This is a genomic window from Brevibacillus sp. NPDC058079, from assembly GCF_042885155.1.
GTDB lineage: Bacteria > Bacillota > Bacilli > Brevibacillales > Brevibacillaceae > Brevibacillus.
On the sequence record NZ_JBHVSO010000004.1, the window covers coordinates 506,329 to 533,069 of the forward strand.

The 26,741-nt window shown below is 47.5% G+C and carries 27 protein-coding genes and 2 pseudogenes; 13 read left to right on the forward strand and 16 right to left on the reverse strand.

The features are described from left to right. Positions 1-128 precede the first annotated feature (128 nt). Together ACFVS2_RS15605 and ACFVS2_RS15610 are read left to right on the forward strand one after the other, a co-directional pair. Entirely contained in the window at positions 129-686 is a 558-nt protein-coding gene (locus ACFVS2_RS15605) for a cysteine hydrolase family protein (protein WP_390235309.1), read from the forward strand. Between the two features lie 114 nt (positions 687-800). Next, complete coding sequence (locus ACFVS2_RS15610) at positions 801-1,226, forward strand: NUDIX domain-containing protein (RefSeq protein WP_390235312.1); 426 nt, start codon at positions 801-803, stop codon at positions 1,224-1,226. Positions 1,227-1,275: 49 nt separating this feature from the next. On the opposite strand, the pseudogene ACFVS2_RS15615 reads toward ACFVS2_RS15610, so the two are convergent. Then, positions 1,276-1,478, reverse strand: a pseudogene (locus ACFVS2_RS15615) (YwbE family protein). Between the two features lie 78 nt (positions 1,479-1,556). On the opposite strand from ACFVS2_RS15615, the gene ACFVS2_RS15620 reads away from it, so the two are divergent. From ACFVS2_RS15620 to ACFVS2_RS15650, 7 genes are all read left to right on the forward strand, one after another. Further along, positions 1,557-2,036 (forward strand): hypothetical protein, encoded by a 480-nt coding sequence (locus ACFVS2_RS15620; RefSeq protein ID WP_173616780.1) that lies wholly within the window; start codon positions 1,557-1,559, stop codon positions 2,034-2,036. A gap of 110 nt (positions 2,037-2,146) precedes the next feature. After that, positions 2,147-3,769, forward strand: coding sequence for a GGDEF domain-containing response regulator (locus ACFVS2_RS15625; RefSeq protein WP_390235315.1), 1,623 nt, complete (start codon positions 2,147-2,149; stop codon positions 3,767-3,769). A gap of 12 nt (positions 3,770-3,781) precedes the next feature. Then, positions 3,782-4,144, forward strand: coding sequence for a response regulator transcription factor (locus ACFVS2_RS15630; protein WP_390235318.1), 363 nt, complete (start codon positions 3,782-3,784; stop codon positions 4,142-4,144). Continuing rightward, complete coding sequence (locus ACFVS2_RS15635) at positions 4,141-7,029, forward strand: ATP-binding protein (RefSeq protein WP_390235320.1); 2,889 nt, start codon at positions 4,141-4,143, stop codon at positions 7,027-7,029. The genes ACFVS2_RS15630 and ACFVS2_RS15635 overlap by 4 nt, the downstream gene beginning before the upstream one ends. 152 nt (positions 7,030-7,181) lie before the next feature. Then, positions 7,182-7,388, forward strand: a complete 207-nt coding sequence (locus ACFVS2_RS15640) for a cold-shock protein (protein WP_016741285.1) — start codon at positions 7,182-7,184, stop codon at positions 7,386-7,388. A gap of 84 nt (positions 7,389-7,472) precedes the next feature. Further along, entirely contained in the window at positions 7,473-7,781 is a 309-nt protein-coding gene (locus tag ACFVS2_RS15645; RefSeq protein WP_016741286.1) for a hypothetical protein, read from the forward strand. A 189-nt stretch (positions 7,782-7,970) separates the two neighbouring features. After that, positions 7,971-9,011: an acyltransferase family protein gene (locus tag ACFVS2_RS15650; RefSeq protein ID WP_390235323.1), complete on the forward strand. Its 1,041-nt coding sequence runs from the start codon at positions 7,971-7,973 to the stop codon at positions 9,009-9,011. A gap of 85 nt (positions 9,012-9,096) precedes the next feature. Here the strand turns inward: ACFVS2_RS15650 and ACFVS2_RS15655 are convergent, their stop codons facing one another. From ACFVS2_RS15655 to ACFVS2_RS15665, 3 genes are all read right to left on the reverse strand, one after another. Further along, positions 9,097-10,239 (reverse strand): histidine kinase N-terminal domain-containing protein, encoded by a 1,143-nt coding sequence (locus tag ACFVS2_RS15655; protein WP_390235325.1) that lies wholly within the window; start codon positions 10,237-10,239, stop codon positions 9,097-9,099. Positions 10,240-10,385: 146 nt separating this feature from the next. Next, a complete protein-coding gene (locus tag ACFVS2_RS15660; protein WP_390235328.1) occupies positions 10,386-13,010 on the reverse strand; it encodes a BclA C-terminal domain-containing protein in 2,625 nt (874 codons plus the stop codon). A 408-nt stretch (positions 13,011-13,418) separates the two neighbouring features. Continuing rightward, a complete protein-coding gene (locus tag ACFVS2_RS15665) occupies positions 13,419-14,507 on the reverse strand; it encodes a glycosyltransferase family 2 protein (protein ID WP_390235330.1) in 1,089 nt (362 codons plus the stop codon). A gap of 150 nt (positions 14,508-14,657) precedes the next feature. On the opposite strand from ACFVS2_RS15665, the gene ACFVS2_RS15670 reads away from it, so the two are divergent. The 4 genes from ACFVS2_RS15670 (at position 14,658) to ACFVS2_RS15685 (ending at position 18,634) form a co-directional block, all read left to right on the forward strand. After that, complete coding sequence (locus tag ACFVS2_RS15670) at positions 14,658-15,761, forward strand: glycosyltransferase (RefSeq protein ID WP_390235333.1); 1,104 nt, start codon at positions 14,658-14,660, stop codon at positions 15,759-15,761. Further along, positions 15,758-16,642 (forward strand): glycosyltransferase family 2 protein, encoded by an 885-nt coding sequence (locus tag ACFVS2_RS15675; RefSeq protein WP_390235335.1) that lies wholly within the window; start codon positions 15,758-15,760, stop codon positions 16,640-16,642. The genes ACFVS2_RS15670 and ACFVS2_RS15675 overlap by 4 nt, the downstream gene beginning before the upstream one ends. A 299-nt stretch (positions 16,643-16,941) precedes the next feature. After that, positions 16,942-17,997 (forward strand): RNA-guided endonuclease InsQ/TnpB family protein, encoded by a 1,056-nt coding sequence (locus ACFVS2_RS15680; RefSeq protein WP_390235338.1) that lies wholly within the window; start codon positions 16,942-16,944, stop codon positions 17,995-17,997. Positions 17,998-18,160: 163 nt separating this feature from the next. Then, positions 18,161-18,634: a DUF1062 domain-containing protein gene (locus ACFVS2_RS15685; protein ID WP_390235340.1), complete on the forward strand. Its 474-nt coding sequence runs from the start codon at positions 18,161-18,163 to the stop codon at positions 18,632-18,634. A 45-nt stretch (positions 18,635-18,679) separates the two neighbouring features. Here the strand turns inward: ACFVS2_RS15685 and ACFVS2_RS15690 are convergent, their stop codons facing one another. The 12 genes and pseudogenes from ACFVS2_RS15690 to ACFVS2_RS15745 all read right to left on the reverse strand — a co-directional run bounded on the left by ACFVS2_RS15690 (position 18,680) and on the right by ACFVS2_RS15745 (position 26,741). After that, positions 18,680-19,516 carry an N-acetylmuramoyl-L-alanine amidase gene (locus ACFVS2_RS15690; RefSeq protein WP_390235342.1) on the reverse strand — a complete coding sequence of 279 codons (837 nt, stop codon included), beginning with the start codon at positions 19,514-19,516 and terminating at the stop codon, positions 18,680-18,682. A gap of 6 nt (positions 19,517-19,522) precedes the next feature. Then, positions 19,523-19,978 (reverse strand): phage holin family protein, encoded by a 456-nt coding sequence (locus tag ACFVS2_RS15695; RefSeq protein WP_390235344.1) that lies wholly within the window; start codon positions 19,976-19,978, stop codon positions 19,523-19,525. 92 nt (positions 19,979-20,070) lie between these two features. Next, a complete protein-coding gene (locus ACFVS2_RS15700; protein ID WP_007725683.1) occupies positions 20,071-20,208 on the reverse strand; it encodes a hypothetical protein in 138 nt (45 codons plus the stop codon). After that, positions 20,208-20,402: an XkdW family protein gene (locus ACFVS2_RS15705; protein ID WP_390235347.1), complete on the reverse strand. Its 195-nt coding sequence runs from the start codon at positions 20,400-20,402 to the stop codon at positions 20,208-20,210. The genes ACFVS2_RS15700 and ACFVS2_RS15705 overlap by 1 nt, the downstream gene beginning before the upstream one ends. Next, positions 20,402-23,449: a hypothetical protein gene (locus tag ACFVS2_RS15710; RefSeq protein ID WP_390235498.1), complete on the reverse strand. Its 3,048-nt coding sequence runs from the start codon at positions 23,447-23,449 to the stop codon at positions 20,402-20,404. Before ACFVS2_RS15710 ends, ACFVS2_RS15705 begins: the two co-directional genes overlap by 1 nt. Before the next feature lie 18 nt (positions 23,450-23,467). Then, positions 23,468-23,965: pseudogene (locus tag ACFVS2_RS15715) on the reverse strand (DNRLRE domain-containing protein); the annotation flags it as partial. Positions 23,966-24,099: 134 nt separating this feature from the next. Next, positions 24,100-24,372 carry a hypothetical protein gene (locus ACFVS2_RS15720; protein WP_390235350.1) on the reverse strand — a complete coding sequence of 91 codons (273 nt, stop codon included), beginning with the start codon at positions 24,370-24,372 and terminating at the stop codon, positions 24,100-24,102. Next, positions 24,373-24,690: a hypothetical protein gene (locus ACFVS2_RS15725; RefSeq protein ID WP_390235352.1), complete on the reverse strand. Its 318-nt coding sequence runs from the start codon at positions 24,688-24,690 to the stop codon at positions 24,373-24,375. It abuts the gene before it with no gap. Beyond that, the gene (locus tag ACFVS2_RS15730; protein ID WP_390235354.1) at positions 24,687-25,259 is read right to left on the reverse strand and encodes a hypothetical protein; all 573 of its coding nucleotides are present in this window, start codon (positions 25,257-25,259) and stop codon (positions 24,687-24,689) included. The genes ACFVS2_RS15725 and ACFVS2_RS15730 overlap by 4 nt, the downstream gene beginning before the upstream one ends. Next, positions 25,256-26,071, reverse strand: coding sequence for a baseplate J/gp47 family protein (locus tag ACFVS2_RS15735; RefSeq protein ID WP_390235357.1), 816 nt, complete (start codon positions 26,069-26,071; stop codon positions 25,256-25,258). Before ACFVS2_RS15735 ends, ACFVS2_RS15730 begins: the two co-directional genes overlap by 4 nt. Then, entirely contained in the window at positions 26,059-26,493 is a 435-nt protein-coding gene (locus ACFVS2_RS15740) for a DUF2634 domain-containing protein (protein WP_390235360.1), read from the reverse strand. Before ACFVS2_RS15740 ends, ACFVS2_RS15735 begins: the two co-directional genes overlap by 13 nt. Continuing rightward, positions 26,493-26,741 (reverse strand): hypothetical protein, encoded by a 249-nt coding sequence (locus ACFVS2_RS15745; protein ID WP_390235363.1) that lies wholly within the window; start codon positions 26,739-26,741, stop codon positions 26,493-26,495. Before ACFVS2_RS15745 ends, ACFVS2_RS15740 begins: the two co-directional genes overlap by 1 nt.

Consider the following 26,741-nt stretch of genomic DNA (forward strand, 5'->3'; position numbering starts at 1 on the left):
CTATGATGAAAGGAGGGGTCAGTTATGAAAAAGGACATGAATCAACGTTCTTATAAAGCTGTGCGTGTACCAGACAACCAAAAAGGGGAACACCAATACTAACCCCCTTTCACCTAGGAGGAAATGGATTGATTCGAAAAACAGCTCTACTGATTATTGATGCGCAAGTAGGTATCATCGAAGGGCAATTTGGTCCTGTTTTTCAGCCAGCTACACTTGTCCAAACATTGAAAAAAGTAAGAGAAGATGCCTATAGCAAGGATATTCCTGTGCTATACGTTCAGGATGATGATGTCGGAGAAGTCGGTTCAGACGACAATGCGATCCACCCTGAGATCGCCCCTCTGCCATCAGAAACGGTGATTCGAAAACTAGCGACAGACTCGTTTCACGGAACAGATCTGCACGAAAAACTACAAGCACTCGGGATTAACCACCTTGTCATCATGGGGTGCAAAACCGAGTATTGTATCGACAGCGCCTGCCGCAAAGCGACGACACTCGGCTATGATGTGACGCTCGTCAAAGACGGGCACTCTACATCGGACAATCAGGTACTGTCAGCAGAACAAATCATCGCCCATCACAATACATGCTTGCATGGATTGGGGAATATTGAACCATTTATTTTGGTACGGGAATCAACAGAGGATGTCTTCGCCCCTACCCATGATACTTACCGCTAACGTTTTGCTGAACTTCTCGAAACCGTCTCTTCAGGCGGTTTCTTGTTTTGTCCTGCTTACGATTGGGCCTTGCTATATATGGAAGAAACGAAACTGCCTATCGAAGGAGAAACCATGTCTACTACTATAGCTGTACCAAGATTGGGCGTAGGAGCTGTCATCCTAAACGACAAGAATGAGCTTTTGCTGGTTTTACGAAACAGAGATCCAGAGAAGAATACGTGGAGCATTCCCGGGGGAAAAGTTGATCCCTATGAACAACTGGAGACGAGTGTCATCCGTGAGATCAAAGAAGAAGTCAATCTCGATGTCGAGGTAAAGGCCCTGCTATGCACCGCAGAAACCATCCGCCCAGAAAGTGCCGAGCATTGGGTTTCGGTCATTTACGAAGTCACGATCCTGAGTGGAGAAGCACGTAATTTAGAGGAAGGCGGGGCGATTGGAGACATGCGCTGGTTTTCGCTCGATGCACTTCCGTCGAATCTGGCTTTCTTCGCCGTACCAGCTATCGAGCATTTGCAGAACCGGAACCGTTCATGAAAGGTAAAACGGACAGTGCCCATGTGGCCTGTCCGTTTTTTGAAGAAGATTACTCCCCTTTTTGGATAATCTCTTGCACTCTCCCCACTTGCCCATCTGTCAAACGAACCTTGATTCCATGCGGATGTGTACTGGAGTTCGTCAGGATATCCTTGACGATCCCACGGATGCGCTTGCCAGTGCGTTGGTCCTGTTTCAATACAATCTCGACTTCAAGACTGCTACGATATCTTTTCGGTTTTTTCCGTTCATTTTTCCCTTCTCCTTTTTTCGTTCTATGTCCCACCTGTGATATAATCGACAAACAAATCCATCTCACCGGAGGAATCCATGCTTACTTTTGAAGAAAAACTAGCGATTATTGAATCTTTTCCACAACTGACTCGGAATGACGTCTCCATGAAACGGGTTAATTTTCATTATGAGGAAAGCCTTCATGATAAAAAGACAGTGGTCTATCATCTGCATCCGAACGGCAACGGCTTTGTGTTTGCCGCGTTTTTGAAGGGCTACCAAAAAGACGACAAGGGCTATGTCAACATCCGTGATTTCTCGGCGGACGAGCTGCGCAAGGTAGTCGAAGCTTCAATCCAATCCCTCTCTGTGAAACGTGAACCAGCTCCGAAAGCTACTAATGAAGCTGAACAATTGGAGCAAACATGGGTCGACAAGCAAAACCGCACGCTCTTGCTGCAACAGGAAGACGCGCTGTGGAACGTATACCACGGGATGAACCTGGAAGCTTCCTTTGAATCGTACGTGGAAGCGGAGCAGTATCTGATTGAAGAAGGATTTTCCCTGCAACAATAAGCCCTTCCTTCTCCCTGCTACATGTACCATACCAAATTGTAGATGTTTTGATCAAACTGGCGCAAGCGACCGACTGCTTGCGCCATCCCAACACAGGGGGACGGTACGACATGATCAAGTACAGAGATACGCTTCTTACGAATATCCACAAACAGATTGAGACGTGGTACGACCAGGAGGTTCCCGTCTCTCATGATGATCTGTATCGCTTTCTCCATTCGTTAAAGGGGACAGCGGGGACGATTGGATTGACCGACTTGTCTGATCTGTCTCAGCTTCTCTTGGAACAAATGGACGACATGCCTGCCAAGAACTGGCCAACGAGTGAATGGCGAGCGTTTTTGCAAGAGCTGATCACCTTATGCTGCGAGAAGCGACCAGAACGGGAAGTTTTTATCGAGAACCCCACTCTTCACCGGGAATCCCCTTGTGAGCAACAGCCTTTGGTCCTCATCCTGGATGATGACGTCACCCTGCTTATGTATCTAAAAGAATATTTAGAAAAACGCAACTGGTCTGTCATCGCAACGGTCTATCCTCACAAGGCTCTCGACTATTTTCACGACATGAACCCTGACTGCTTCATTCTGGATTTGAACATCCCGGAAACGGACGGCTTCCAAGTGATGCAGACGATCAGTGAAAAAATAAAGAAGCAATACGTGCCTACCACCATCATCAGCATCGATTGCGAACGGGAGACGCGTCTGAGTGCCTATCGTTTGGGGGCAGATGACGTCATGTGCAAACCGCTTGATATGGAAGAGCTGATTGTACGCCTCGATCGCCAGCTTCGCCGGAAGCGCTGGATGAATAGCATCTTGTTTTTGGACGAGCTCACGGGTGTCAACAATCGCAATTCTTTTGTTGATACGTACCAACGGCTTCTTTCTGATGCCCAACGAACCAACACCCCCTTCTCACTGGCATTTTTAGATATCGATTTTTTCAAAGGGGTCAATGATACATACGGTCATCTGATTGGCGACGAGGTGCTGACTCGTTTTGCTACTTTCATCGGGCAGAGCGCGGAAAAACATGATGTATTATTCCGGTACGGCGGAGAGGAATTTATCCTGCTGATGCCGCGTACGACTGTACAGACAGGAAAGATGCGCCTGGAGCAGATGCTCTCTTCTTTTTGTTCTCTTACGTTCGATGCTTCTGAAGGAACGTTTTCTTTGAGCTTTTCCGGCGGAATCGTACAAGTAGATGATCCTCATAAACCGCATACGTATTGGGTAGAAGCTGCGGACACTGCTTTGTATGCGGCCAAAAATGCAGGGCGGCGCCGGATTGAAACCGCCCATATCACAGAGACGCATGACTCCCCTAAGGTAAAGCTGAAAGTCGCCATTATTGATGACGATCCGATGATTCGCGTGATGCTTGCCGATTCCATCCAAACCAGTTTTGACGGTTGGATGCACGTCGACATCCAAACATACGAAGAAGGAGCCGCTTTCTTTGACTCCACCTGGCATCAGGGACAAGAGCCTTATCTCGTCATTTTAGATGGGATGATGCCACAGATGGATGGCCTCGAGGTTCTCCAGAAAATCCGGAATTTGCCGAATGCCAAGAAATATACGGTGATTATGCTAACAGGTCGTACTGAAGAGCAAGACATTGTCCGTGCCCTTCAGCTCGGTGCTGACGACTATATGACCAAGCCATTCCGTACACGCGAACTGGAGGCTCGCATCAAGCGACTGGTTAAGCGAATGTTGTAAGGAGGTAGTGAGATGGCAACGATTATGCTGGCCGAAGACGAAGCCGTGTTGCGCATGCTGATTGGCGACACGCTCGAAGACGAGGGACATGAGCTCGATATCGCTTGCGATGGAGAGGAAGCCCTGCAAAAAATCGGTCAAAATGAGTATGACTTGATTATTTTAGATTATATGATGCCAAAGCTGACAGGCTTTGAAGTATTGCAGCAGCTCAAACAGATGGACGATAAAAAGGCAGTCAAGGTCCTGATCCTCTCGGCAAAAAGTCAACATGCCGAACAGGAGAAAATGCGTGCAGCTGGTGCTGATGACTTCATGCCGAAGCCCTTTAGCCCGATGGATCTTATCCGGAAAGTGGAGGAAATGCTCACATGACCGGGCTCTGGGCGATTATCAGAAAAAGCATCACGCGTCGCTTCATGGCAATGATGCTTCTCTTTCTGTCACTGTTGATTGCGGGCGCTGGCATCGTTCAAGATTTGAATCACAGCGCACTCACCGAATATCAGACAGCATTACAAACTACCACGCAAAAACAAAATTTAGTCAGAGAAATCTCTGAGCATACGAGCCAGATCTTTTTTAGGGCCAGGGGTTATTACGCTTTTTTGAACCCATATGAGTACAATGAGCTATTTCTAGAGAAAGAGAAGCTGGAACAAGCTCTGGAAGCATTCAAAAAACTGCCGCTCAATCAAGAGGAACAAGTGCTTGTCGCTTCCATCGAGTCTTTCTTCACGAACTTTTTCACCAATGTGTTTCCGACAGCTTCGAATTATGCAAAGACCGGAGACTATGAATCCCTGCGAAAATTCTCGTCCAGTGGCTTGAATCAGACAGTGAACAACCTGCTTCAATATGCTGTGCGTTACGAGGATGAGCATGAACAGGTGTTGTACAAGAAAAATCAAACACTGTTCCAAGAGCTATCACAGCAAAGTACCTGGTTTCTCGTGTACGCGCTGATGGTACTCGTGATCATGGTGGTAGTCACCATTCAAACCACACGGGATATCGGTAGGCCGTTGGTTCGTCTATCCAAAGATGCCGAGCAATTTGCCAATGGCGGTACACCTCTTTTGCAGGATTTGAACAGGGTTGACGAAATCGGCAGGCTCTCCCGCTCCCTCGACTATTTGATCAGGCAAATTCAAGCCAAAGAAGAAGTTCTCATGGCTCAAAACGAAGAACTGCAAGCCCAGCAGGATGAACTGATGATGCAGCAAGAAGAGCTGCAAGAAGCGTTAGGTAAGATGGAGGAAAATGAACGGTATTTGGAAAAGAAAAACCGTTTCATCCTCTCTCTCGCGAATACATTGGATAAAAGCAAGCTACTGTCCAGTATCATTCGCAATATTACCGAGGTCATGGATGCCGATAAAGGTGTCATCTTCATGCTGAACGCTGACAGGGATGCAGCTAGCTTTGGCGTTTCCCAGAACGTGCTGGAGCAACTGCGAAAAGGATTGGACGACGGTCCGTTCTTGCGAATCAAGGAAACGAGCCAGCCATATGTCCTGATCCGTGAAAGTACAGACGCTGAGCGCGGCTACACGGATGAAATCTCACGTGCTTCCGAGCTCTACCTTCCCGTATTGGATGCACATCAAACCATTGTGGCATGTATCATCCTCTCCCGTATCGATCGCAAATTCACGGATCAGGAGCTACAAGTCATCATCGGGCTCGCCAAGCAGATCTCCTTGGCGCTCGATAAGCTCGCGATGTTTGAAGAGACGGAGCGACAGCGCAAAATGACGCAGGATATGCTCGATTCTGTACAAGAAGGCATTCAGCTCATTGATCTGAATGGAGAAACACTGCAGGTGAACCGGAATTTTTGTGAGCTCTTGTGTTACGACCATCAGCTCGCTTCGCAAGGATTTGACTTGGAACAGTTCCTTTCCCATCTACAGAGTCGAACCTCAGAGACTGATCGGCTGATTCAGTATGTCAGAGCTGTCGTTTTAGACGAAGGTGCCGTTCCTTCAGGCGGTATTGTGTTTCAGATGACCGGACCGCAAGTACGCTATATTCAGCTCTATGCAGAGCCACTGTACCGGAACCAAGAGAAATGGAGTACCTTGCTCGTTTACCGTGACTTCACCAAGGAATACGAGATCGACCAAATGAAATCGGAATTCGTCAGTACGGTCAGCCATGAGCTGCGTACCCCTCTCGCCAGTGTGCTTGGCTTTGCGGAGCTGCTGTTAACGAAAGAACTCAAGCCCGAACGTCAACAGCGGTATATAGCGACCATTTATCAAGAAGCTAACCGCCTGACTGCGCTAATCAACGATTTCTTGGATTTGCAACGCATGGAATCCGGCAGACAGACGTACGAGCTAGAGAGCGTTGCGATTGATCAAGTGATCCGGGATATTTTCGGACTTCATCGAGTCCAGTCCCCTCTCCATCGATTTGAACTCGATTTGCAAACGGAGCAAACGGTTGTTTATGGAGACCAAGCCAAGTTGCGACAAGTATTTGTGAATCTGATCAGTAATGCCGTCAAATACTCCCCGCATGGTGGTCATGTCCGGGTGAGTTGTCGACAAGATGGCAATCGCTTGCTCGTGGAGGTCCAGGATGAAGGGCTAGGCATTCCTTCCGAAGCCATCCCTCACCTGTTTACCAAATTTTATCGCGTAGATAATTCGGATCGCCGCGAGATCGGCGGTACAGGATTGGGTCTCGCCATTGTTCAGGAGATCGTCCATATGCACCATGGAGAAGTTGCCGTTACGTCCGAATCGGGCAAGGGTAGTACATTTACGGTTACTCTTCCACTGACTGAGCATGCTTTGTCCCCTGGCCATCCAGCAGGAAGTGAGGAGGCAGTTTCTCCAACTGGTCAATGCATAGGAAACGTTGTGATCATCGAGGACGATTTGAACTTAACCGAGCTGTTGCGTGATGAGTTGACGAGCTCTGGATTCCATGTCAATTCCTTCTCTACGGCGACTGAAGCAGTAGCAGCAATCGAGGAGCTTCGACCGGATGCTGTCGTACTTGACCTTATCTTGAAGGACGGCGAGAGTGGTTGGAAGGTCATTGAGGAAATACGGAAAAACCCGGATTTACGGACTATTCCGATCGTGATCTCCAGTGCTTTTGAGGAAAAGAAAAAAGCATTTGATTTGGGAGCAACTGGCTATCTGATCAAGCCTTATCATCCAGATACCTTATCTAAAGCGATTTTGCTGGCCATCACGAATCAAGAAACAACGGGACAAATCTTCATTCCCGATGAACAGTAAGGATATTAATGGACAGAAGAGGTTGCAGCTATGCAAGTGCGGCCTCTTTTTTTACCTTCTACCAAAGAAAATCTTGGTATATTCATGCGCTTTCCATCACACATTAATAGAGGTTACTTTGTGCACTTTTGCCCTGCAAAGGAGGAGTTCATGTGTATTTCTCAAAAAAAGCAGTCGTTCCAATCGAAGAAGAGGAAACAGATGTATGGACGTGCAGTAATGAGGGCTGTACGTGCTGGATGAGAGATAACTTTTCCTTTGATAAGAGCCCGAGCTGCCCCTTTTGCCATGCCCGTATGGTAAAAGACACGCGCATGCTACCGGTCCTAACCAATCACAGCAGCAAGCGGAACTCTTGAGCCCTTCTTTTCTTTTTTCTTGCGGGGATTCTTCCTCTTCTCTACAATAAATTCATGACGTACGAATGTTAGAGGAGTATGCCCATGAACCGAAAAGAGATGGAAGATCAAGTGATTCAAGCCTATCAGCGTGACGAGGGTATGATGATTCTCGTTTTTGCCCAATGGTGTGTGAATCACGGTCTAGATGCACGCGAATTATACCGCCGCGCTTATCCCGCTCAAGGGGAAAATACGTTACTCGCTCAAATGCTGGACAATACCGTTCCCAAAGAAGAAGCAGAGGATATTCCTGATGCGACTCTCCTCGGTGTATTGTCGCTGTTTGGCAATGACGATTTGGCGTTTGTGGTCAGTGAGACCATCGATGAAATGAAAAAGAATCCGAAATAATGTATGAAAGCCATACTCGTGCGAAAGCTACGCGCGCGGGTGTGGCTTTCTTTCTATTTTCCCTTTCCAGAACTCCCCTCTCCTGTCCAAATATGATTCAAAGAAAACTTTATTATCATAAAAACCATTCACAGTTAATTGTTTGAGCGACAACGTCAGCCGACAAACGATGAAATGGAGAATATCGAAATGTATACAGATTCAAAAATCTTGAAATCTCTGTTTTACATCCAGCTCTTCTCAAGTTTTCTCGTTGTAGTCGGTCATTTCACGGCTTCTGCACTTTCTTTTACAGATCCGTTTTGGATCGTGGCCCTCAATCAGATCAGTCGCTACGGCACTGTCCTGTTGACGATCGCCACTGGTTATTTGACTGCTTATTCTTTTGAAGCCAAGAGCCCTACTGCTCGCGAGTTTTTTTCAGGGAAGCTTCTGTATATTTTTGTCCCCTATTTAGTATCTGGTGTCCTGTACCATTACTTGTTGAAAAAAGGGATGCCTCAAACTGCCCAGGACTTTACGAACATTGTTTTAGGCCAAACGGGTGACCATCTGTACTTTGTGTTTATGATTTGCCAGTATTACGTTTTTGCCTACCTGTTTCGCCGTGTGATCACCAAGCGCAACATTGTGTATGTCATTTGGATTCTGCTCGGTATTCAGTACGTGTACATCAACTACATCCATCAGGGCTGGTTCGGGCTTACCACGCGTCATATGCTCCCGAGCTGGATTTTTACCCTGTACATGGGGCACGTGTTGTATTGGTACCGTGAATCGATTCTATCCTTTTTGCGAAACAACCGCTCCATCCTGACGCTGATGACGGGTGTTTCCACTGCGGCTGCGCTGTTTTTTGTTGTCTCAAACAAGCTGTATGTGGCTGTGCATTTAACTTTTGTCTTCGCCACGCTTCTGTCGTTTCTTGTGCTCATGGTCTTCTTTCTGGAACGCGTCGACCGTTTGCACATCAAGTTTCGAAAAGGGCTGACGTATTTTATTTTCTTGTTCCACTCTGCTTTTTTGATCATGTTCAAAGATTATCTGTTTGCGAAATACGGTGAGGTCGCTTGGCTGTTTGAAAACACATGGTACTCGCTGCTGTATTTGCTCCTGATTATCGGGTGCAGTTGTCTGTTAGCGCTCATGCTGGTCTGGCTGGTAAACAGACTGGAGCGTATCTCCAAAACCATACGACAAACACGCAGGCCACTTCACGCTAGCAAATAAACAGCTTTTTCACAAAAAAATGACCTATTCATGGTGCACGTCTGTTAAAGAGCGTGCCTTCATGGATAGGTCTTTTTTTGTGGCATTAGATATGATGACTCATCGACATCGAGCCACTTGTACATGTGTCGCAAGGCTTGAACTGCATGGAAAATTTCGTCTGCTGATCAGTAGACTCGCACGTAATCGTTCCTCCATGCCGCTCAATGATTTCTTTGCAGACGTATAAGCCAATTCCAGTACCGAGCTCCTTCGTCGTGAAAAACGGTTCAAAAATAACCGAGAGCAGATCAGGTGGAATGGGCGATCCATTGTTGGAAACGGTAATTAAGGACCTGTCAGGCATTTGGGACACCTCGATGTCAATCTCCTTATCACCTGTTTTTTTATGTAACGCATCCAGCGCATTGGAAATGATGTTGATAAACACCTGCTTCATCTCATCCTTGTAGCCTTTTAGTTGAAAGGTAGGATCGATACTGCATTTGATATCCACATTCACGTCAACGATATTCGGATAGAGGAAGGACAGAATCTCATCGAACAACTCCCAAACGCTAAAAACCTCCATTTGCTTATAGACCGCGCCCTTTTTCGAGACCAGCAAAAACTGCGAAATCCGGTAATTCAATTGCCGCAGCTCATTTTCAATAATCTCTACGTAAGGGAGATTCGGATAATCTTCTTTTAACAAACGAGAGAATCCCATAATGGAAGTAAGCGGATTTCGGAATTCATGGACGAAGCTAGATGCCATTTGCCCCAGAATCGTGAGCCTGTCTTTGTGAGAACGCTCGATAAATAGCTTCTTCTCTTCCAAATCGTTGTATTTGAGATCGGTGTATTTGAAAACAGCGTGTACCAAAAAGACATCAAAGCATTCGTTTATTTTCAATAAGGCAGGCATTAAAGCGGCAGGCGTAAACGGACCTTTTTGGAGAAGATCGATAACCATTTCCCGGCCCATGCACACGTTGGAAACGAAATCACCAATGTTGGTCTCTGCCCGGTTTCGTTCATAGGCGACCTTGTAAGCCAATTCTTTAATATCCTCAAGAGTGATTTCCGAACGAAAATATTCAATAACCATACGATACAGTGCTCGCCCATTCAGATGGATCAATCCTTTGTATTGATCACTGTCCGAAACGGCAATTCCTCGCTTGAATTCTTTCACGATCGTTGCCTCGTGCTCGTCCAAATATACTGCCAAGTCATCCATCGGCATCTATCCCCACTCCGAATAATAGGCAAATCCCCTTCCAAGCTATTATACTATCATCACCGTTAATTAACTAAATATTTTTACTACTTTAATAAAAAAGAAATAGCAAGGGGAAAGGAGCTACTTGTCATCGTAGCTCCTTTTGCATACTACGTATTACTTATTTTTATAATCGTCAAGGTCGCTCCAGCCCCTGTCAGAAGGGTAGCCGTTCCCAATAATCCAAACAGTTGCAGCGTGATTGTGGCTCCCGCCGTGAGAGGGGCGATGACGGTATTATTGAACGATGAAAGTGATAAAGCTGGTGAGATGATAGTTGGAGTGTATGCCGTCCCATTTATCAAGATCCTCGAGCTAACCAGTAAGGCAGCTGTTGTATTGATGGAATACGAAATCAAGTAGTTACCTGCCGAAGGAACCGTAAATACCGTATTGGCGCCATTCACCGTAATGCCACCTGCTAACACCTGGTTGTTCGGTAGAGGGATATTCGTTCCTCCTAGGACTACGGATATGAGAGATCCTGAGGTGTTGGCCCCGAAGGCGTTGATGTTGGTGAAGACTGTACCGGTGGCTCCAGTTGATCCGGTGGGGCCGGTGGGGCCGGTGGCTCCGGTTGTCCCAGTCGCTCCTGTGGTTCCAGTGGTTCCAATGGTTCCAGTCGTTCCAGTGGCTCCAGTCGTTCCAGTGGTTCCAGTCGTTCCAGTGGCTCCAGTCGTTCCAGTGGCTCCAGTCGTTCCAGTGGCTCCAGTCGTTCCAGTGGCTCCAGTCGTTCCAGTGGCTCCAGTCGTTCCAGTGGCTCCGGTTGATCCAGTGGCTCCAGTCGTTCCAGTGGCTCCGGTTGGTCCGGTCGTTCCGGTCGTTCCGGTCGTTCCGGTCTCCCCTGTTGCTCCGGTTACTCCGGTCTCTCCGGTTGGTCCGGTTGCTCCGGTGGCTCCGGTGGCTCCAGTCGATCCAGTCTCTCCTGTTACTCCAGTTGTTCCAGTCTCTCCTGTTGTTCCGGTTGTTCCGGTTGTTCCGGTCGCCCCTGTTGCTCCAGTCGTTCCGGTTGGTCCAGTTGATCCGATTGCTCCGGTCTCTCCCGAGGCTCCAGTTGGTCCTGTGGTTCCTGTGGTTCCTGTGGTTCCTGTTGTTCCAGTTGTTCCAGTTGTTCCAGCTGTTCCAGTTGTTCCAGTTGTTCCAGTTGTTCCAGTCGTTCCGGTGGCTCCAGTCGATCCAGTCTCACCTGTTACTCCAGTTGTTCCAGTCTCTCCTGTTGATCCCGTTGTTCCGGACTCTCCGGTCGCTCCTGTTGCTCCGGTGGTTCCTGTCGTTCCGGTGGTTCCGGTTGCTCCCGTCTCTCCTGTTACTCCGGTAATTCCCGTTGCTCCTGTTGTTCCGGTTGATCCAGTTGATCCGGTGGCTCCAGTTGTTCCAGTTGATCCGGTGGCTCCTGTAACTCCGGTAGCTCCAGTCTCTCCGGTTGGTCCAGTCTCTCCCGTTGCTCCAGTTACTCCGGTCTCTCCCGTTGCTCCGGTTGTTCCGATTACTCCAGTCTCTCCCGTTATTCCGGTTGCTCCCGTTACACCAGTCTCTCCTGTTGTTCCAGTTGATCCGGTTGATCCGGTTAATCCTGTCGCTCCCGTGGTTCCGGTTGCTCCAGTGGCTCCAGCCTCTCCTGTTGTTCCGGTTGATCCAGTTGTTCCGGTCTCTCCCGTTACTCCGGTCGCTCCTGTTATTCCAGTGGCTCCCGTGGCTCCAGTTGTTCCGGTCTCTCCGGTTGATCCCGTCTCTCCGGTTAATCCGGTTAATCCGGTCTCTCCAGTCGATCCAGTTGATCCGGTTGATCCCGTTGTTCCTGTCTCTCCGGTTGCTCCAATCTCTCCCGTTGCTCCGGTCTCTCCCGTTGCTCCGGTCCCTCCCGTTGTTCCTGTCTCTCCCGTTGTTCCTGTCTCTCCAGTTGCTCCGGTCTCTCCAGTTGCTCCAGTCGATCCAGTTCCGGTTGTTCCTGTTGTTCCTGTTGTCCCCGTCTCTCCAGTTGCTCCCGTTGTTCCGGTCTCTCCAGTTTCTCCGGTGGCTCCGGTCTCTCCGGTGGCTCCGGTCTCTCCGGTGGCTCCAGTCTCTCCGGTGGCTCCGGTTTCTCCGGTGGCTCCAGTCTCTCCGGTGGCTCCGGTCTCTCCGGTGGCTCCGGTCTCTCCGGTGGCTCCGGTCTCTCCGGTGGCTCCGGTCTCTCCGGTCTCTCCCGCGGTTCCTGTGGCTCCAGTGGTTCCGGTTGTTCCAGTCGTTCCAGTTGCTCCAGTGGTTCCTGTCTCTCCAGTTGTTCCTGTTGTTCCTGTTGTTCCTGTTGTTCCAGTCGCTCCTGCGGCTCCGGGTGCTCCAGTCGCACCCGTTGTTCCAGCCGCTCCCGTTGCTCCTCTCGCCCCAACCGCTCCCGTTACTCCTCTCGCCCCAGTCGCTCCCGTTGGCCCCGTTGGCCCCGTAATCCACCCTACCGGGTATTTAGAAGCATCCAGCACAGCCTCTAGCTTATTTTGCAAAAGTATGTCTTGCTTTGTCGCTGCTTCGAGCATGTCCCGCGCACTCTTGTTTAACGCGAGCAAATCCGAAATGGTGGCCCCTGGTCCAGATAGCCCGGGAATTGTCCCGAGTGCATACTGAATTTTTTCAGCTTCCGCATTTAAAATATGACTAAGCCCCAACTCTTCAATGGCTAAAGAAGACAACATTAAATTGAGCGCTTCGTCACGCCCTATATGAATGGTCGGAGTGATATTCGGTATATTTGGAAATGACATGATTCTCCTCCTCTTTGAAAAGGATGTTTCCCCTCCCTTATGAGTTGTTACACAAGAAACAGTGGACAAAAAGAATATCACTTATAGACAACCATGAGAAAATAGAAGGAGAAAGGAAACCATTGCTCATTCATTAGAGGAATCAATACGAGGAGTAATCGTTATCGAAGTGCTTTACCAAACCGTAAACGGGGTCTTAATTTTCATCCATTCTCTTCCTCCAAAAAAGAAGCCATCCCCCTTACTCTAAAAAGGGATTCCAACAAACTGTCATGCAGCTCTTACCAGTAACGGATGGAGAATCTCCTTCTTTAATCAACGAGGATCGATTCTATTTTTGTAGAGAAGACCCGTGCAAATAACAACTTCCCCAATACAATACAGACAACCAAGAAGGAGTATAGCCATCTACTGTTCTACCGAATCCAGTTGCTCCAGTCCTGCAAAATAAGCTTCGTTGTACGTTACGCTTGGATGTGTCGGGTAATACAACTTTGCCATATCGTGGTGAATTTTAGCCTTTCGTTGATCCCCAATACGATCGTAGCAATAGCACAGCTGTATATGAGGTAGCCACGTCCATGCCGATTCATCTACCTTCCCCATGGAACCTTGTGGCCGCTCCAATAACGTCGCTTGCCGGTACCAGTAAATGGCCTTCAGGAAATCTTGCTTCTCCACAAAAAAAGCCCCCATCCTGCAGCAAATCTCCGCACGCGGAAGGTCAATCGCAAGTGTCCTGGTCAAAGATTGAATCTGTTTTTCAGGTTGTTTCAAGTGAGCGTAACACTCTGACTGCTTCTGACACGCCCATATTTGATCCTCGATCCAGCCCAAGCCTCCTTCCAAAAACAACTGATACTGCTCAACCGCCTCTTCGTACCTCGCATGATCGAACAATTCATTTGCAAAATAAAATTGATCACGCGGATCAAAAACCTCACCTTTTTCCTTGCGCTCTACATAAATTTGCAAATTGCGGTCTGTGTACGGCTTATTTTTTTGGTGAGTAATGGCGATTTCACTGTGCAGAGTTTCCCCCGCGACAGCCAAATACTCATGGACCACCCCATGCCAAACAAAGTTACACTTCCGTCTGACGAGGCGATTTCTTCGCAAATAGTGCACGGGCTTCCCTCGCTCATCTACCAGTAAATGGTACGGCATCGAGACACTGTCGTAATCAAAATTGTCCAAGGCCTTCAGTGCTGCAAATCGTTCCCGATCCACTTCCAAAAGCACATCATCCGCATCCAGCCAAAAAATGTACGTCATCTTGGCTTGCGCAAAAGCAAAGTTACGAGCTGTCGAAAAATCGTCCTCCCAGGTAAAATCAAACAATTCTGCACCATAGGTCAATGCAATTTCTTTGGTCCGATCTATCGACCCTGTGTCGACAATGATGATTTCATCCACCAAATCGTAGACCGTCGACAAGCATCGACCGAGTGATTCTTCCTCATCCCGAACGATCATGCACAAGCTAACCGTAAACATGCAGATCGCCCCCTCCCCAGAAAATCATTTTCTCAACATCCTATTTCCTTCCATCACCCTTTATGTATCCGTACTTTCATAACCATCTCCTCGCACGAATATGGTGTAACAATATGTTCTGACAACACCGAAAAGAAGGTGATCATCCAAATGGGCCCGCCTCTCCTTTCACTATGCATGATCGTCAAAGACGAAGCAGACCAGATCGAAGCATGTCTGTCCAGCGTGCATATGGTGGTAGACGAGATCATTGTTGTCGATACAGGATCAACCGATGGTACACAGGATATTTGTCGAAAATTCGGGGCGAAAGTTCTGGAGATTCCTTGGGAAAACAGCTTTGCGAAAGCGAGAAACGCCGGATTGCAGGTTGCCAAGGGAGAGTGGATTTTATGGCTGGATGCGGATGAAATCGTACAGGAAGAAAAACCAGAGGTGCTTCGTCAGGCTGTAAGTGCGAGCAAAGGCGACGCCTTTTTTATGAAAATGATCCATTACACAGGTTCTAAAAAGGAGCAGGCTTCACGCCACTCCGCCTACCGATCAGGGCAAATCCGCTTATTTCGCAACAAAAAAGGATTCCGATTTGCGAGAGACATTCACGAAGTGCTTCAATGGCCAGCCTCCGCTTCGAGGGATCTTGCCGTCCCGTTGCTACCTGTACATATTCACCATCTCGGATATATGGACGATGCCGTTCAACGAAAACAAAAAGCTTTGCGCAACTTGAGGTTCTTACGTCACGAAAGAAAGCAATCCAGACGAGACCCGTGGTCCGATTACCATCTCGCAAACGAATTTTTTCGCGCCAAACAATTAGAGCATGCCTTTACACTGGTGAATCAAGCAATGAAAGGCTTTTTGACAACCAAACAACCTCCCCCGTCTATTTGCTACAAGCTGAAATTCGATATTCTTTTCCAGCATGGCAGTATGCGCGGAGCATGGCCGGGGATTGCACGAGCTATTCAAATCTACCCCAATTACGTAGACCTTCATTTTTATAAAGGCGTTTTCCTGATGGAGCATGGTCTGTATGCCGAGGCGGTAAAAGCTTTCGAGTATTGCTTGGAGATCGGGGACAATCAGTGGGAGCATTTTAGTGAGCAAGGAATGGGGAGCTTTTACGCTTTTCACTTTTTGGGACGATGCATGGAGCGCATGGGCAAGACACATGAATCCCTTGTCTACGATTACACTGCGAGCTCCCTGCATGCTTCGTACTTCGCACAAAAGCGAGAGGTGGTGCAATGAGCGTGAAAACGAGGGTGCTAATCGGAAGTCCAGTTTGTCAGAAACCTGATGTTCTCCGGATGTTTTTGTTTTCGTTAGAAAAGCTGTCGAGCTCAAACTTGACGATGCATTATTTGTTCGTAGATGACAATCACGATCCGCTTTCGAGCAAAATCCTTCAAAACTTTGCAGACAAACACATGGGACAGGTCGACATTATTCCTGCTGCCGGAAGCCTCCATCCTTACACATGCGATGACACGACCCATTACTGGAGCGACGTACTCGTATGGAAGGTCGCTGGATTCAAGGACGAAATGATCGCCCGCGCCAAACACTACGATTACGATGCCCTCTTCCTCATCGATTCGGATTTGCTTCTCCAGCCAGCTACTTTGGAAGTTTTACTCGCCTCTGACAAAGAGATCATATCTGAAATCTTCTGGACGAGCTGGACACCAGATACCGTCCCCGTCCCTCAGGTATGGCTCAAAGATGAATACACCCAATTCGAATGCGCACGCCATGAACAAATTTCTTTAGAAGAACAATACCTGCGGAAGTACGCTTTCTACGGTCAACTCCGTGTCCCCGGCGTATATGAAGTAGGTGGTTTAGGGGCTTGCACCCTCATCCGCAGAAAAGCGCTGCAAGCTGGCGTCAGCTTTAAGCAAATTTTGAACCTGAGCTTTTGGGGCGAGGACCGTCATTTCTGCATTCGGGCGCAGGCTTTGGGTTTGTCCCTTTTTGTGGATACACACCATCCCGCTTTTCATCTCTATCGGGAGAGTGACTTTGCGGAAGCGCGAACCTGGATGAAGCAAATCTACGGCTCCGCTCCTTTACGCGTCAAAACCACTCGCTCTCCTGTCGTCAACAATACGATCCCCCTTGGAAACTGACTACTTTGATGCGCCTAACCACAATCCTTTTTTTCAAGTAGGAGTAATATTCCTAATTAAGTAATTGATTATTTTCGATGCTACATCCCACCGTTTTATCATGGGATGTAGCATTTTTATCACATTATCCTTCATGCTTTGAGCAGTACGAACACTAGGCACAAGTGTGTTTGCTTTTTTTAAATACACTAGTTGAAATCGTTCAGATAAGCGGGTACTCTTATTTTGCAAGTAATTAGAAAATAATGAATAGAAACAGTAAATCGGTTTGTTGAAACAAAAGGAATGGTGGTGAGCAATTGCAATCTTTAACCGTTAATATCCGGATCTTTCCTGATCAGCCACACATTCTATATCAATTAGGAAAAGAGTATGTTCGGGTAGTCAACAACCTAACTAAACAAGCAGAACAGCTTGGAGCATTTCCGAAAATGACCACAAAAGATGTAGAATCCGCCCTACCATCTGCCGTCTGTAATCAAGCCATACGTGACGCCAAAAGCGTGTACCGAAAAATTAAGAAATTGGGTACTCGTCCTATCCTTAAAAAGCCTACATATTTTGTAAACAACCAAAACTATTCCATAACCGATAATATTGTTGCTTTTCCAATCACGGTAGACGGAAGGACGAAGAAGACAAAGATTCAAGTAACTACAACTAGACGTGATATGCAATTGTTAAAGAAAGGCAAGTTGGGATTAATGCGGATTGTTGAAAAATCGGGGAAATGGTACGCTCAGATTTCCTTAATAGTACAAACAAACGAATTAATTCAAGAAAATATTATGGGTATTGATTTTGGATTAAAAGTTCCTGCTGTAGTTGTTACTTCTACAGGAAAAACCCGTTTTTTGGGGAATGGCAGACAAAACAAATACATACGCAGAAAATACCAACATCGTAGACGTAGATTGGGCAAACTTAAAAAGTTGTCAGCTATTCGCAAATTAGGCAACAAGGAACAAAGATGGATGAAAGATCAAGACCATAAGATCAGTCGTCAAATCGTGAATATAGCTATACAAGAAGGCGTATCCGTAATAAAAATTGAGCGACTGGAGAACATTCGTAAGACGGCAAGAACAAGCCGTAAAAACACAAAGAATCTGCACAGTTGGACCTTCTATCAACTTCAACAATTCATTTCCTACAAAGCAAACCTTGTCGGCATAAAAGTTGTGGAGGTTAATCCTGCGTATACTTCTCAATCCTGTCCTGCCTGTGGAGAAAAAAATAAAGTACGCGATAGGAGATACAACTGTTTATGTGGATTTCATTCACATCGTGATCGGGTTGGAGCAATCAATATCATGCATCAACCTGTGGCAGATGGTAACAGTCTGCCAGCCTAAGATGCTATACGCACTGTCTTAGGATGGGCTGATGAGACAGCCCCGAACTTGGGGGAGCTACGGATAGTAGAAATACCCTTCCGATTACCACCCAAGAATCCCACTATTACTCTAGGAGTGGGATTCTCAAAAAGGAACGTAACGAAATCTGTGAGTAAAGATGTTGACAGAGGTTCGCTATGGGGAATCTCCGTTTTTTCGGCCTGTACAGCGATACGGGCGAACCGTTCTCTTTTTCGATACAAACGTCCGCCGCCACAACGCTAACGGCAAAAACATCTATCGCTTCGCTATCTATAAATGCGAAAAAAATCATACGTGGAACGAAAAGCTGGCCATCTACCAAGCCTTTACAGATCATCGGGAGGTGCCAGATACGGAGTTTGGTGAAGAAATTGGGCAACTCCCTATTCTCCCCTTGCTTGAATACCAGGAAAAGGGCGTTCAGGAAGTGCGGATTGAGAGTGCAGAAGCCCGCTTTCGCCTCGACAAGCTGTTGTCTAAACAGATAGAAGGCTGGAGTCGCAGCCAGATTGTCCGCAAGATCAAGGACGGGCAGATTCGACTGAATGAGCAGGGGACGAAGCCAAGCGCTGTCTTGAGTGCAGCGGATATCATTCAGATTAGGATTGAGTAAAAGTATGTATAGGAAAAGTCGCAGACAGGATCTGCGGCTTTTCTTTTATTTCTTTAATACGACAGCTTTTCTCGGCTCGTCCCACTCCACTTGCAAACCAAGTAAGGCAGCCAGCTCTCTTGTTTTCGCAAAAGTAGTTCCTTGGTCGTTTACATAGGGGACTTCCTGTCCGTTCACGGTCACTTTTTGCGTGGAAGGCTCCCATTCCACTGCTCCACCCACTGCCTCCGCAATCATTCGGATGGGTACATAGGATATATCATCGATTAGCTTGCCTGTGGAAGTGAGTGTCAGTTCAACCGCACACTTATCCACATCAGGCTGTGGTTTTTGTGGATAAGCTGCGAGAAACCTGTGGACATCCTGTTGAAACTTTGCCCATGCGTCCTTCGCTGACATTCCCGTATATGTTTGAGCGGTCGTATTGACGACAAAAAAGGCCGGGCAGTTTTTCCCCGTAATGTCATAATGACGCCACAGGTGCTCGACTCCCAAGCCATGTCGTTTCAATATATCTGCGGTCAGTGCCACTGTCTGCTCGTACATTTTCGCAAAGCTACCATCTGCGTTGACGCACATTTCAATCCCAATCGTGCAGTTGTTCGGGTAGTTGCTCAGTCTGGTCAAGGCGGCCTGTGAATAAGTTTTCGCCCCGACATGGTAGCCCATCTCATCCTCGGGCAGACAGCGAATGATTTGTTTGTCGTCCACGATGTAGTGTGCGCTTGCTACTGTCGTTGGTTTGTTGAAGTAGTTTCGGTTGGCGGCGGCATTTGCACCGCTGCGTTCGTTAGCCGTCCAGTGGATGACGACACCTTTTGGGACGATTTTCTTTTTGGGGCGGGAATTTACGTTGGTCAGAAGCATCTCGGTGATTTTCATAGTTTACTAGGACTCCTTTCGTTTGGCTCGCTCAGCCTTTGCCTTGATTTCGGCGCTGACTAATTTCTCGACGGATTTGGGCATCGGCCAGCCTGCGCGGTGGGCATTGGCGGTCAGGCTTGTCCATGTGTGGTAGATGAGGCCGAAGGTGACACCGTAGAACAAGAAGCCTGGGGTGCCCATGACGCGGTCTAGGAGATTAGCTACGGCTGGTAGGGCCATGAGGAATAAGGTGCGTGGGATTCGGGACAGGCCGTAGTCGGAGGAGTAGGATTGGTCCTTTTTGGCGGCGGAGATGCCTGTGATCCAGTCGAGGACGATCATGAAGAAGAGGACGATGAGGATGTCTTGGCGGTTCGTGCCGTATAGATAGTGAAAGGCGGGTGACACGATGGCACCTGCTGTTGTCGCCCAGGCGTTTGCTGGGGTTGCGATGGTGTCTAGGCTGTGTAGGGGTTTCATAGATTCGTACCTCCTCGCCCCTTTTGGGGACAAAAATAGCCCCGCTAGGTACGGGGCTGACTCCAATTCTCTGTGTATGAAATAGTAGTAGCCTAAAAATCTTGATTGGTAATTTGCTTGAATTCCTTTGGCGAGATTTCTCCAAAAGGATTGGATGTTGTTTTTACGGCAAGCCGCAGCTTTTCTACTGTGACCCACTTCATGCTAAATGCCAACTCCCAAAATGCCATCACTTAGCACCTCCTTTTAATTGGATGAGCTCAAGCTTAACTTGGGCTAGCTGTTCGCCCATTGTTTGGATTACCGCATCCTTTTGGATGTTGCTAATTTTGAGCGAGGAGAGCTCCTGTCCCATTGTCATAACTGGGTCGGTTTGTTGCTGTTCTCTAATCACTAAGATAGCCTCTTTATTTTGCATCTTCATTAATCGAACGCACCCCCATAACCATTTACAAGTACACGTTCCTTAGCTGTTCCTTTGTTGATGGTCACCCATAGATTAATAGCCCATTCGGGAGCTGTTTTGTTCTTATTGGTGAACAAATAGCCTCGATTTCCCTTTACTGCCCCTGTGCAATCTTCCCATGTAGGTGCATCATCCAAATAGTTGTTGCAGACTTTCACACTTTCAATGGCCGAGCCTTCTGGCAAGTATCTTTCAAGTGTCATTAATACACGTAATGGCATACCGTCCAATGTGAAGTCTGCTTTAATATCTGGATTTCCGTACTCTAGCAAAAATTCGATATGCGTCTCTGTTCGGGTGAATGTGTAAATTCGCTCGGATGAGATACCTGCGCTGTCTGTGGCAACGATCTTGATTTGATGCTGCATGTTCAAATCCAATCGAATCCAAGCGTCATGGCTAATTTCAACTGTGTATTGCTGTCCGGCTACGCCTGCAAACGACCTGATTTGCTTGCCGTTCAGATATTCGGTAAAAGTGAAAGTGTTGGCCTCTGGATCGGTGGCTGAATAGTTCACGCTTGGAATTTGCATGAACGCGCCGAGGTCTTGATCTGTTCCGCTGATGAGTGGCGGCATGTTGTACTTGACTGTGAAGTCGCGATATACAGGAGACGAATTCAACGTGTTCGTTGTGTCGGTAGCGGATGTGATCATCGTATACATTACGGATTCACTCAGTACAGAAGACACAGCTGTATTTCCGTCAAACAACTGCTTGTTTCTGTAGTTTAATGTCTTGCTGAATGCTCTAGGAGTTACCCCGTCGCTGACATATGAGTCAATTGTAGTAGTTGTTGATCCGAACGCATTTTTTACGTTAACAACAGCACCTACACTCTTAGATAGCGCCTCTCCGGTGACGATGTAATCCTGACCTTCTATCAACTGAACATTGTTAGCTGGTGATGTCAGTGTAACAACAGGAGGTTCAGCGACTTTCCACGTCCCCAAGAACGAAACCATTTGCGCGTTGTCGGAAGATCTTGTTTTTCGGAATGCAATTGGCGGTACTGTGACAGACGTTTTTAATGACGGTTCCCTAAATGGGGACAGAGAGTTTTGTGTTGGTGTTGTAACCTCTGACGTAAGTAGTTTAGCCGCTGGGAAAGTTGCGAATCCATCTGTAGAAGAAGTCGTATACATTGTCGTTCCGTTTACAATGTATACATATACCTTGTTGTCTTTGTCTACAGTCATGGCTGTGTCAGTGGCGACTCCAAGGTCGACAGTAGATGACCATAAAGCCCCGCGATTCATCGTTCGAGTGAACAGCGCTTTCATTACTCCTGTAACGTATGATCCAGCAAATACGTTGATAGCTCCATTTGTCGTATATCTAACAGTAGGGTTAAGAGTAGCCATAGCTCCATCTGGATTCCTTATTGCAGAAAACGGGCCTGACCATGTGTTATTCGTCGTGTTTCCAATGTAAGCCATCACATATGTGGAACTTCCATCTGAGTATCTATAAGCGATAGTCTCTTCTGTTCCATCTGCATTTACATCGTTTGAAGGTTGCACATGCACAAAGCTGGTGTGGTTGCTTGTTGTGAGTTGTTTTTTGTTTGCTACGACTGCTAGATGACCATTTTGTTGCAATTGTATCTCGCCACGATGTAGATTATACGATGCTGGATAACCAGCTGTCTTGGCAGAATACACATACGAAACCACGTTTTTTCCTCTGTTGAAACATATGGATGTGCTGTTAACGTCTGTCACTGTATCGAGTATGGTTGCTGATTTTGTTATGTCTCCGCCGCTCAATTGAGTCACGTCATACGCGCAAGCTACAACCGTTGTAGCATTGTGTGCATAGATGATATAAAGCATGTTATTGTTAGCTGCTATGCTCCATGTCCTAGTGAATGACCCGGTGATGCTACCAAAGTTGTTCCAGTTCTTTCCGTTGTCCTTGCTTAAGAATACTGCCGCTGTCGATCCTGATGCGTCCTTAAGCACCTGACCTAGCCATCCGTTATCAAACCTAACAATCGGGGAAGAACTCGTGTTGTAGTAACTGCTACCAGCTACCGTTGTTGGCACCGTGATAATTCCCTCTTTTTGCTTTACGGTGAATGTTGGTGACTCAACCCAAGCGGACATCGCTCCTTTGTCATCTACAGATGCAACCCTCACCTTAGAGATGTTAGTGTCAAGCATCCCTCCGCAAGCTATGTTGAACGGTGGAGGGGTGGTGATTTTAGAAAGCGTACTCCACAAACCGAGATACGGGTAATACTGACCGACTACATATCCACTGATCGTTCCATCGCTGTCTGTGCCGGGAGTAAAGTCTATCCTCATAGGCTCGCCTACATCATATGATGTTTTGTCCACCCTAACGTTCGTTGGGGGTGTTGGTGGTTCGTTGGCGTTAGGAACAAGCACAACCGCCATAGAAACTCCGTTTGTGTCAAATGTGTAGTTCGTTCTGATTTGCGCGGCTCTGACTGTGTCGGTCGTATACAAAGTCTTGGATTTGTATGTCTGCAACGCCCCTGAAACATCTAGTTTAAAGTCAGGGTTGAATGCGAATGGAGTAGTAGTCTCCTGCGCTTGCGAAATGCATGTGTTTATGTTCAATAACAGCGATCCGCTTTTAGTCGGCGTAATATCACCGGGATACATGAAGATGGTTCCGCTCGGGTAACTGATGTAACCGGGAGTCTCAACCTCTTTTACATTGCGGTAGGCGGCTAATGATCCGTACCAAACTGCTCCTGACACTGATTTAAAGGTGGCGATTCCTGCTAGTATGTCTGACGAATTGACTTTCTTATAGAAAACCCCGAATCTACCAGCATTAATCGGCATGTTGAAAACTTGAGTCCATCCTGCTGGTCGGTCAATAGATTCAGCCGAAATGTTGTTGCGTACAGTTGCGAAAAGGTAGTCGTTTTCCCTCGTTCCAGATGGTAATGGGATGTAAAATTCGTTAGTGGCTGATATTGATCTTGTGCTACCTGATGCAAAATACGCATCACTTCTTACGTCTGGCATCGTATAGGTTATTGTTAATTGCGGTCTGTACGCTGTAGTTGGGCTATCCTTAGAATAAAATGTAAAGTGCGACGATTCCGTTTCGTTTGTGTTTCTTATCATGAATCCGTAGTTCGGAATTTCTGCGTCCACGAACTTTTGTATGAGGCTCTTAAGTTCTATGTCTCTGGTAGCAATACTGTAGTCTCCAATATACGAGTACTTTGTGTTTGTGAGTGCAGGTTGTGTGTTATATGTCACCGTTTCAGCCCATGGTTCTGCAATGGCTACGATGTCATAGTTTGTCAACCCTCCGTTACTTGATGACCTCGTGAGCTTCAATACAGCGGACGAAACCACAGCTCCCCTTGGAATCAGACCGAGGTCAAACATCAAATACGCTCTATTGATTTGCGTTCCGCCAACCAATCCAAATACAAGCGTAGACGTGCTCGCGTTAGATGCGTTTGGCGCAGCGGAAGTCACTCCACCGTCATACGCTAATCCATTTGTATAGTCTAATGTAATCGTGGGCATTGCTAACCTCCTATCGCTCTGTTATTGCGATTGTGTGCCGCATGATTGTGTCTGATGGAACTGGTACATATGTGTTATTGGTGCTGGCTCTTCCGAAAATGTCCGTTCTTGCGCCCCATTCCCGTTTCTACCATCTAAACCTCCAACCGACTCTGAGCTTCGTTATAATAGCCCCGAATCACCCTGATAAAGCTGATAGTAGACAGGTCATCGTTGAAATTGTTGTGTACGAATCCGTCCGGCAATGTAGATTCGATTGTATTCACGCGCACTTTCAGGTTCGAGACATCCGCTTTCAACACTGCCAGCTCCGCGTGAGCATCTGCAATGCCCTGCTCCCAACGATTAATGTCCACCTCAGTGACCGGATCATCATGTTTCCAATCCGTTTTCGCTACATAGGACACTTACACCCCTCCTCTCGCTTCGATAACAAAGGTCAAACTTATAAACTGCGCCCCGTTCATTTCAATGTTTCCTGTTTTCTCAGCAACGACGGCTCCAGTTCTGGTCCTCAACTTTGCACTCGTGATTACTGGCACGCTAGCGACATGTTGGACAGATACTTGTAATGCAATTCCGTCTTTTATGCCAGCAACTGCATGCGAAGCAATCTCCACAGCTTGTACAGGCACTGAAACTGAGCCGTTTATCAAAATGTCGCCGCCCGACACCCTAGCCAGCAGGTCATTCCGGACGGTTTGAAGATAGCTTGGCAGGATCATTTCACGACCTCCTCGTAACGCTTGATTGGTGTCATCCCTACACGAAATTCACTGACCTTGTGGTACTCCTTAATCCCAACCACTAAGACATCTCGCAGCACGATCTTCTCCGACACAACAGGTTCAAAAGCGACTCCATTACAATGAACTGGCCTGATTCTCTCAACAGCTTGAACAGCATTCTTTGTGTCGAATCGGTCCTCAATCGGGTAGACGTACCGAATCACCTTTTTGCCGTAATCCTCAACCATCTGGACATGCTTGAATGACGAGGAACTCAAACCAATTGCACCCAGCACGCTTGGGGTAAATCCAAGATATGACCAGTGCTTTTGCTGGATATTCTTTTGCCGTTCCTCAACACTCAGCAATTGCTTTCTCCCGAAATAAATCCAATCCCAGACATCCAACCCCCAGGTAGCTGACCATGGGCTAAACTGCTGTAGGATGTCCTCGCGCTGCAAATTGAAAGCATCTACAACTGTCCCTGCACCTTCAAAGTGATATTCCGCCACTTCATTCTCGTACCATTGCGGCGGCAGCATCCGCCGATAGCGTTCTGGAATCATGTTGTCACCGCCATGGTTAGTGTCGATACAGAGTCAGCAGGCACCGTCAAATTCAATTCCGCACCGTTTAAGGTGTAGCCTGTGAAATCTATTACTCCATCCACGAAAAAGAGCGCTCCGATCTGCTGATACACGATCTGAGAACGCCCTTTTAGGTAGGTTTTGATTTGTGCAGTAATTTGGTCTTTGACCTTCTCGAATTCCGCATCTGGTCGCAAAGCAAGTTTTACAGCGATAGTCACCGGATAAACGTTCGCTGGCAGTACCTGCAAGTCGTGCAAGGCCCTTCGTTTGTCTTCCAGTTTCGTCCGTACACTCGTAGCCAGTTCCTGCCCTGCAGGATTGCCTGTCAAGTCTGTGATATACACATCAATAGATAGGTCATGTCGTGCCTTCTCTATCGCAACGGCTCCGCCTACCCCGTCAACATTTCGTGCCCACCGCTCGTAATCTTGGCGTCTGCCGTCTCCCTCTTCTGTACGAGCTCGATCAATTAAGCGCTGCCGATATGCGTCGTCTGTCTCCGCCTCATTGCGAGATAAGCCGAAGAATACGCCTGTTGCATCCAAAAACTCTCCATCCGCCCAGGGGAGAAACCGCTGGAGAAAACCGTACTCAAATAACTGCTGTTGATCGCTGATTTCCTCTGCGATTGGATAGCCGAGGTCATAAAAGATTTCTCCCTCTTCCGTCGCTGGTGGCGTCTCTCCACGCTTTTGTGCTATCAATGCCATCCGATTTGCCATCCGCTGATAGATCTGATCCGGGGTTTCCCTGAGAATCGGCATTTCTGGTTTGTCTAACGTTGCCATGTATTCACCTCCGTCCTAGTTGTCCCTCTCGTGCCCTCAATTTCTAGCGAAAAAATGATTCGGTTGTCCTCAAACCGAATGTCTACCACTTCTGCACGCTCAACCTCATTGTGGGCCTCTAGCGCCTCTTGTGCTTGCGTCTTAATCGCTGGCAATGAAATGCCCGAGCGCATCCTTCCTGTCTCATATAGGAAGTCTACACCGTACCTTTCCGAGTAAATCTCGTACCGGAAACGACGTGTATTCAGGATTTTCTTTGCTGTCTCTTCCAGGTACTCCTCATAGGTAGTCGTCCGCAAATAGCGACCATCTGGCCCTTGCTGCAATTGTTTTGTAGTCCAGTCGAATTTGTATGTCCATGGAATCGGATTATCTGATGATTGAACCAGTTGTGTTTCGTCTCCGTTCAGCTCTGGAAACATTACTCCACCACCCCAAGCAGGAGGTATTGTTCGTTGTTGCATCGTAACAGGGCTACTTTTTTGCCCACATCTTCTGGCTTTAATTGGGCACAACGCAATGCCGACAGCTCATACGGCTCCAAGGGCGTCGGGTCCTCGTCCAGCTTTACAGACAATGGCGACAGCGCCAAAAGCTTGCCGAATTCCCCTTGCGTATTCTCGATGCCGTCCTGTGCGTGCCCTCGCAGTTTTGCGATAACTGAATGCAT

Bases quoted from the DNA above. Each gene is read 5' to 3' on its own strand.
- ACFVS2_RS15670 (WP_390235333.1), top strand. From the start codon at position 14,658: ATGGGCCCGCCTCTCCTTTCACTATGCATGATCGTCAAAGACGAAGCA.
- ACFVS2_RS15710 (WP_390235498.1), bottom strand. From the start codon at position 23,449: ATGCCAGACGTAAGAAGTGATGCGTATTTTGCATCAGGTAGCACAAGA.
- ACFVS2_RS15655 (WP_390235325.1), bottom strand. From the start codon at position 10,239: ATGCCGATGGATGACTTGGCAGTATATTTGGACGAGCACGAGGCAACG.
- ACFVS2_RS15675 (WP_390235335.1), top strand. From the start codon at position 15,758: ATGAGCGTGAAAACGAGGGTGCTAATCGGAAGTCCAGTTTGTCAGAAA.
- ACFVS2_RS15650 (WP_390235323.1), top strand. From the start codon at position 7,971: ATGTATACAGATTCAAAAATCTTGAAATCTCTGTTTTACATCCAGCTC.
- ACFVS2_RS15645 (WP_016741286.1), top strand. From the start codon at position 7,473: ATGAACCGAAAAGAGATGGAAGATCAAGTGATTCAAGCCTATCAGCGT.
- ACFVS2_RS15625 (WP_390235315.1), top strand. From the start codon at position 2,147: ATGATCAAGTACAGAGATACGCTTCTTACGAATATCCACAAACAGATT.
- ACFVS2_RS15730 (WP_390235354.1), bottom strand. From the start codon at position 25,259: ATGATTCCAGAACGCTATCGGCGGATGCTGCCGCCGCAATGGTACGAG.
- ACFVS2_RS15660 (WP_390235328.1), bottom strand. From the start codon at position 13,010: ATGTCATTTCCAAATATACCGAATATCACTCCGACCATTCATATAGGG.
- ACFVS2_RS15620 (WP_173616780.1), top strand. From the start codon at position 1,557: ATGCTTACTTTTGAAGAAAAACTAGCGATTATTGAATCTTTTCCACAA.
- ACFVS2_RS15610 (WP_390235312.1), top strand. From the start codon at position 801: ATGTCTACTACTATAGCTGTACCAAGATTGGGCGTAGGAGCTGTCATC.
- ACFVS2_RS15745 (WP_390235363.1), bottom strand. From the start codon at position 26,741: ATGCATTCAGTTATCGCAAAACTGCGAGGGCACGCACAGGACGGCATC.
- ACFVS2_RS15740 (WP_390235360.1), bottom strand. From the start codon at position 26,493: ATGTTTCCAGAGCTGAACGGAGACGAAACACAACTGGTTCAATCATCA.
- ACFVS2_RS15635 (WP_390235320.1), top strand. From the start codon at position 4,141: ATGACCGGGCTCTGGGCGATTATCAGAAAAAGCATCACGCGTCGCTTC.
- ACFVS2_RS15690 (WP_390235342.1), bottom strand. From the start codon at position 19,516: ATGAAAATCACCGAGATGCTTCTGACCAACGTAAATTCCCGCCCCAAA.
- ACFVS2_RS15735 (WP_390235357.1), bottom strand. From the start codon at position 26,071: ATGGCAACGTTAGACAAACCAGAAATGCCGATTCTCAGGGAAACCCCG.
- ACFVS2_RS15695 (WP_390235344.1), bottom strand. From the start codon at position 19,978: ATGAAACCCCTACACAGCCTAGACACCATCGCAACCCCAGCAAACGCC.
- ACFVS2_RS15700 (WP_007725683.1), bottom strand. From the start codon at position 20,208: ATGGCATTTTGGGAGTTGGCATTTAGCATGAAGTGGGTCACAGTAGAA.
- ACFVS2_RS15725 (WP_390235352.1), bottom strand. From the start codon at position 24,690: ATGATCCTGCCAAGCTATCTTCAAACCGTCCGGAATGACCTGCTGGCT.
- ACFVS2_RS15665 (WP_390235330.1), bottom strand. From the start codon at position 14,507: ATGTTTACGGTTAGCTTGTGCATGATCGTTCGGGATGAGGAAGAATCA.
- ACFVS2_RS15705 (WP_390235347.1), bottom strand. From the start codon at position 20,402: ATGAAGATGCAAAATAAAGAGGCTATCTTAGTGATTAGAGAACAGCAA.
- ACFVS2_RS15630 (WP_390235318.1), top strand. From the start codon at position 3,782: ATGGCAACGATTATGCTGGCCGAAGACGAAGCCGTGTTGCGCATGCTG.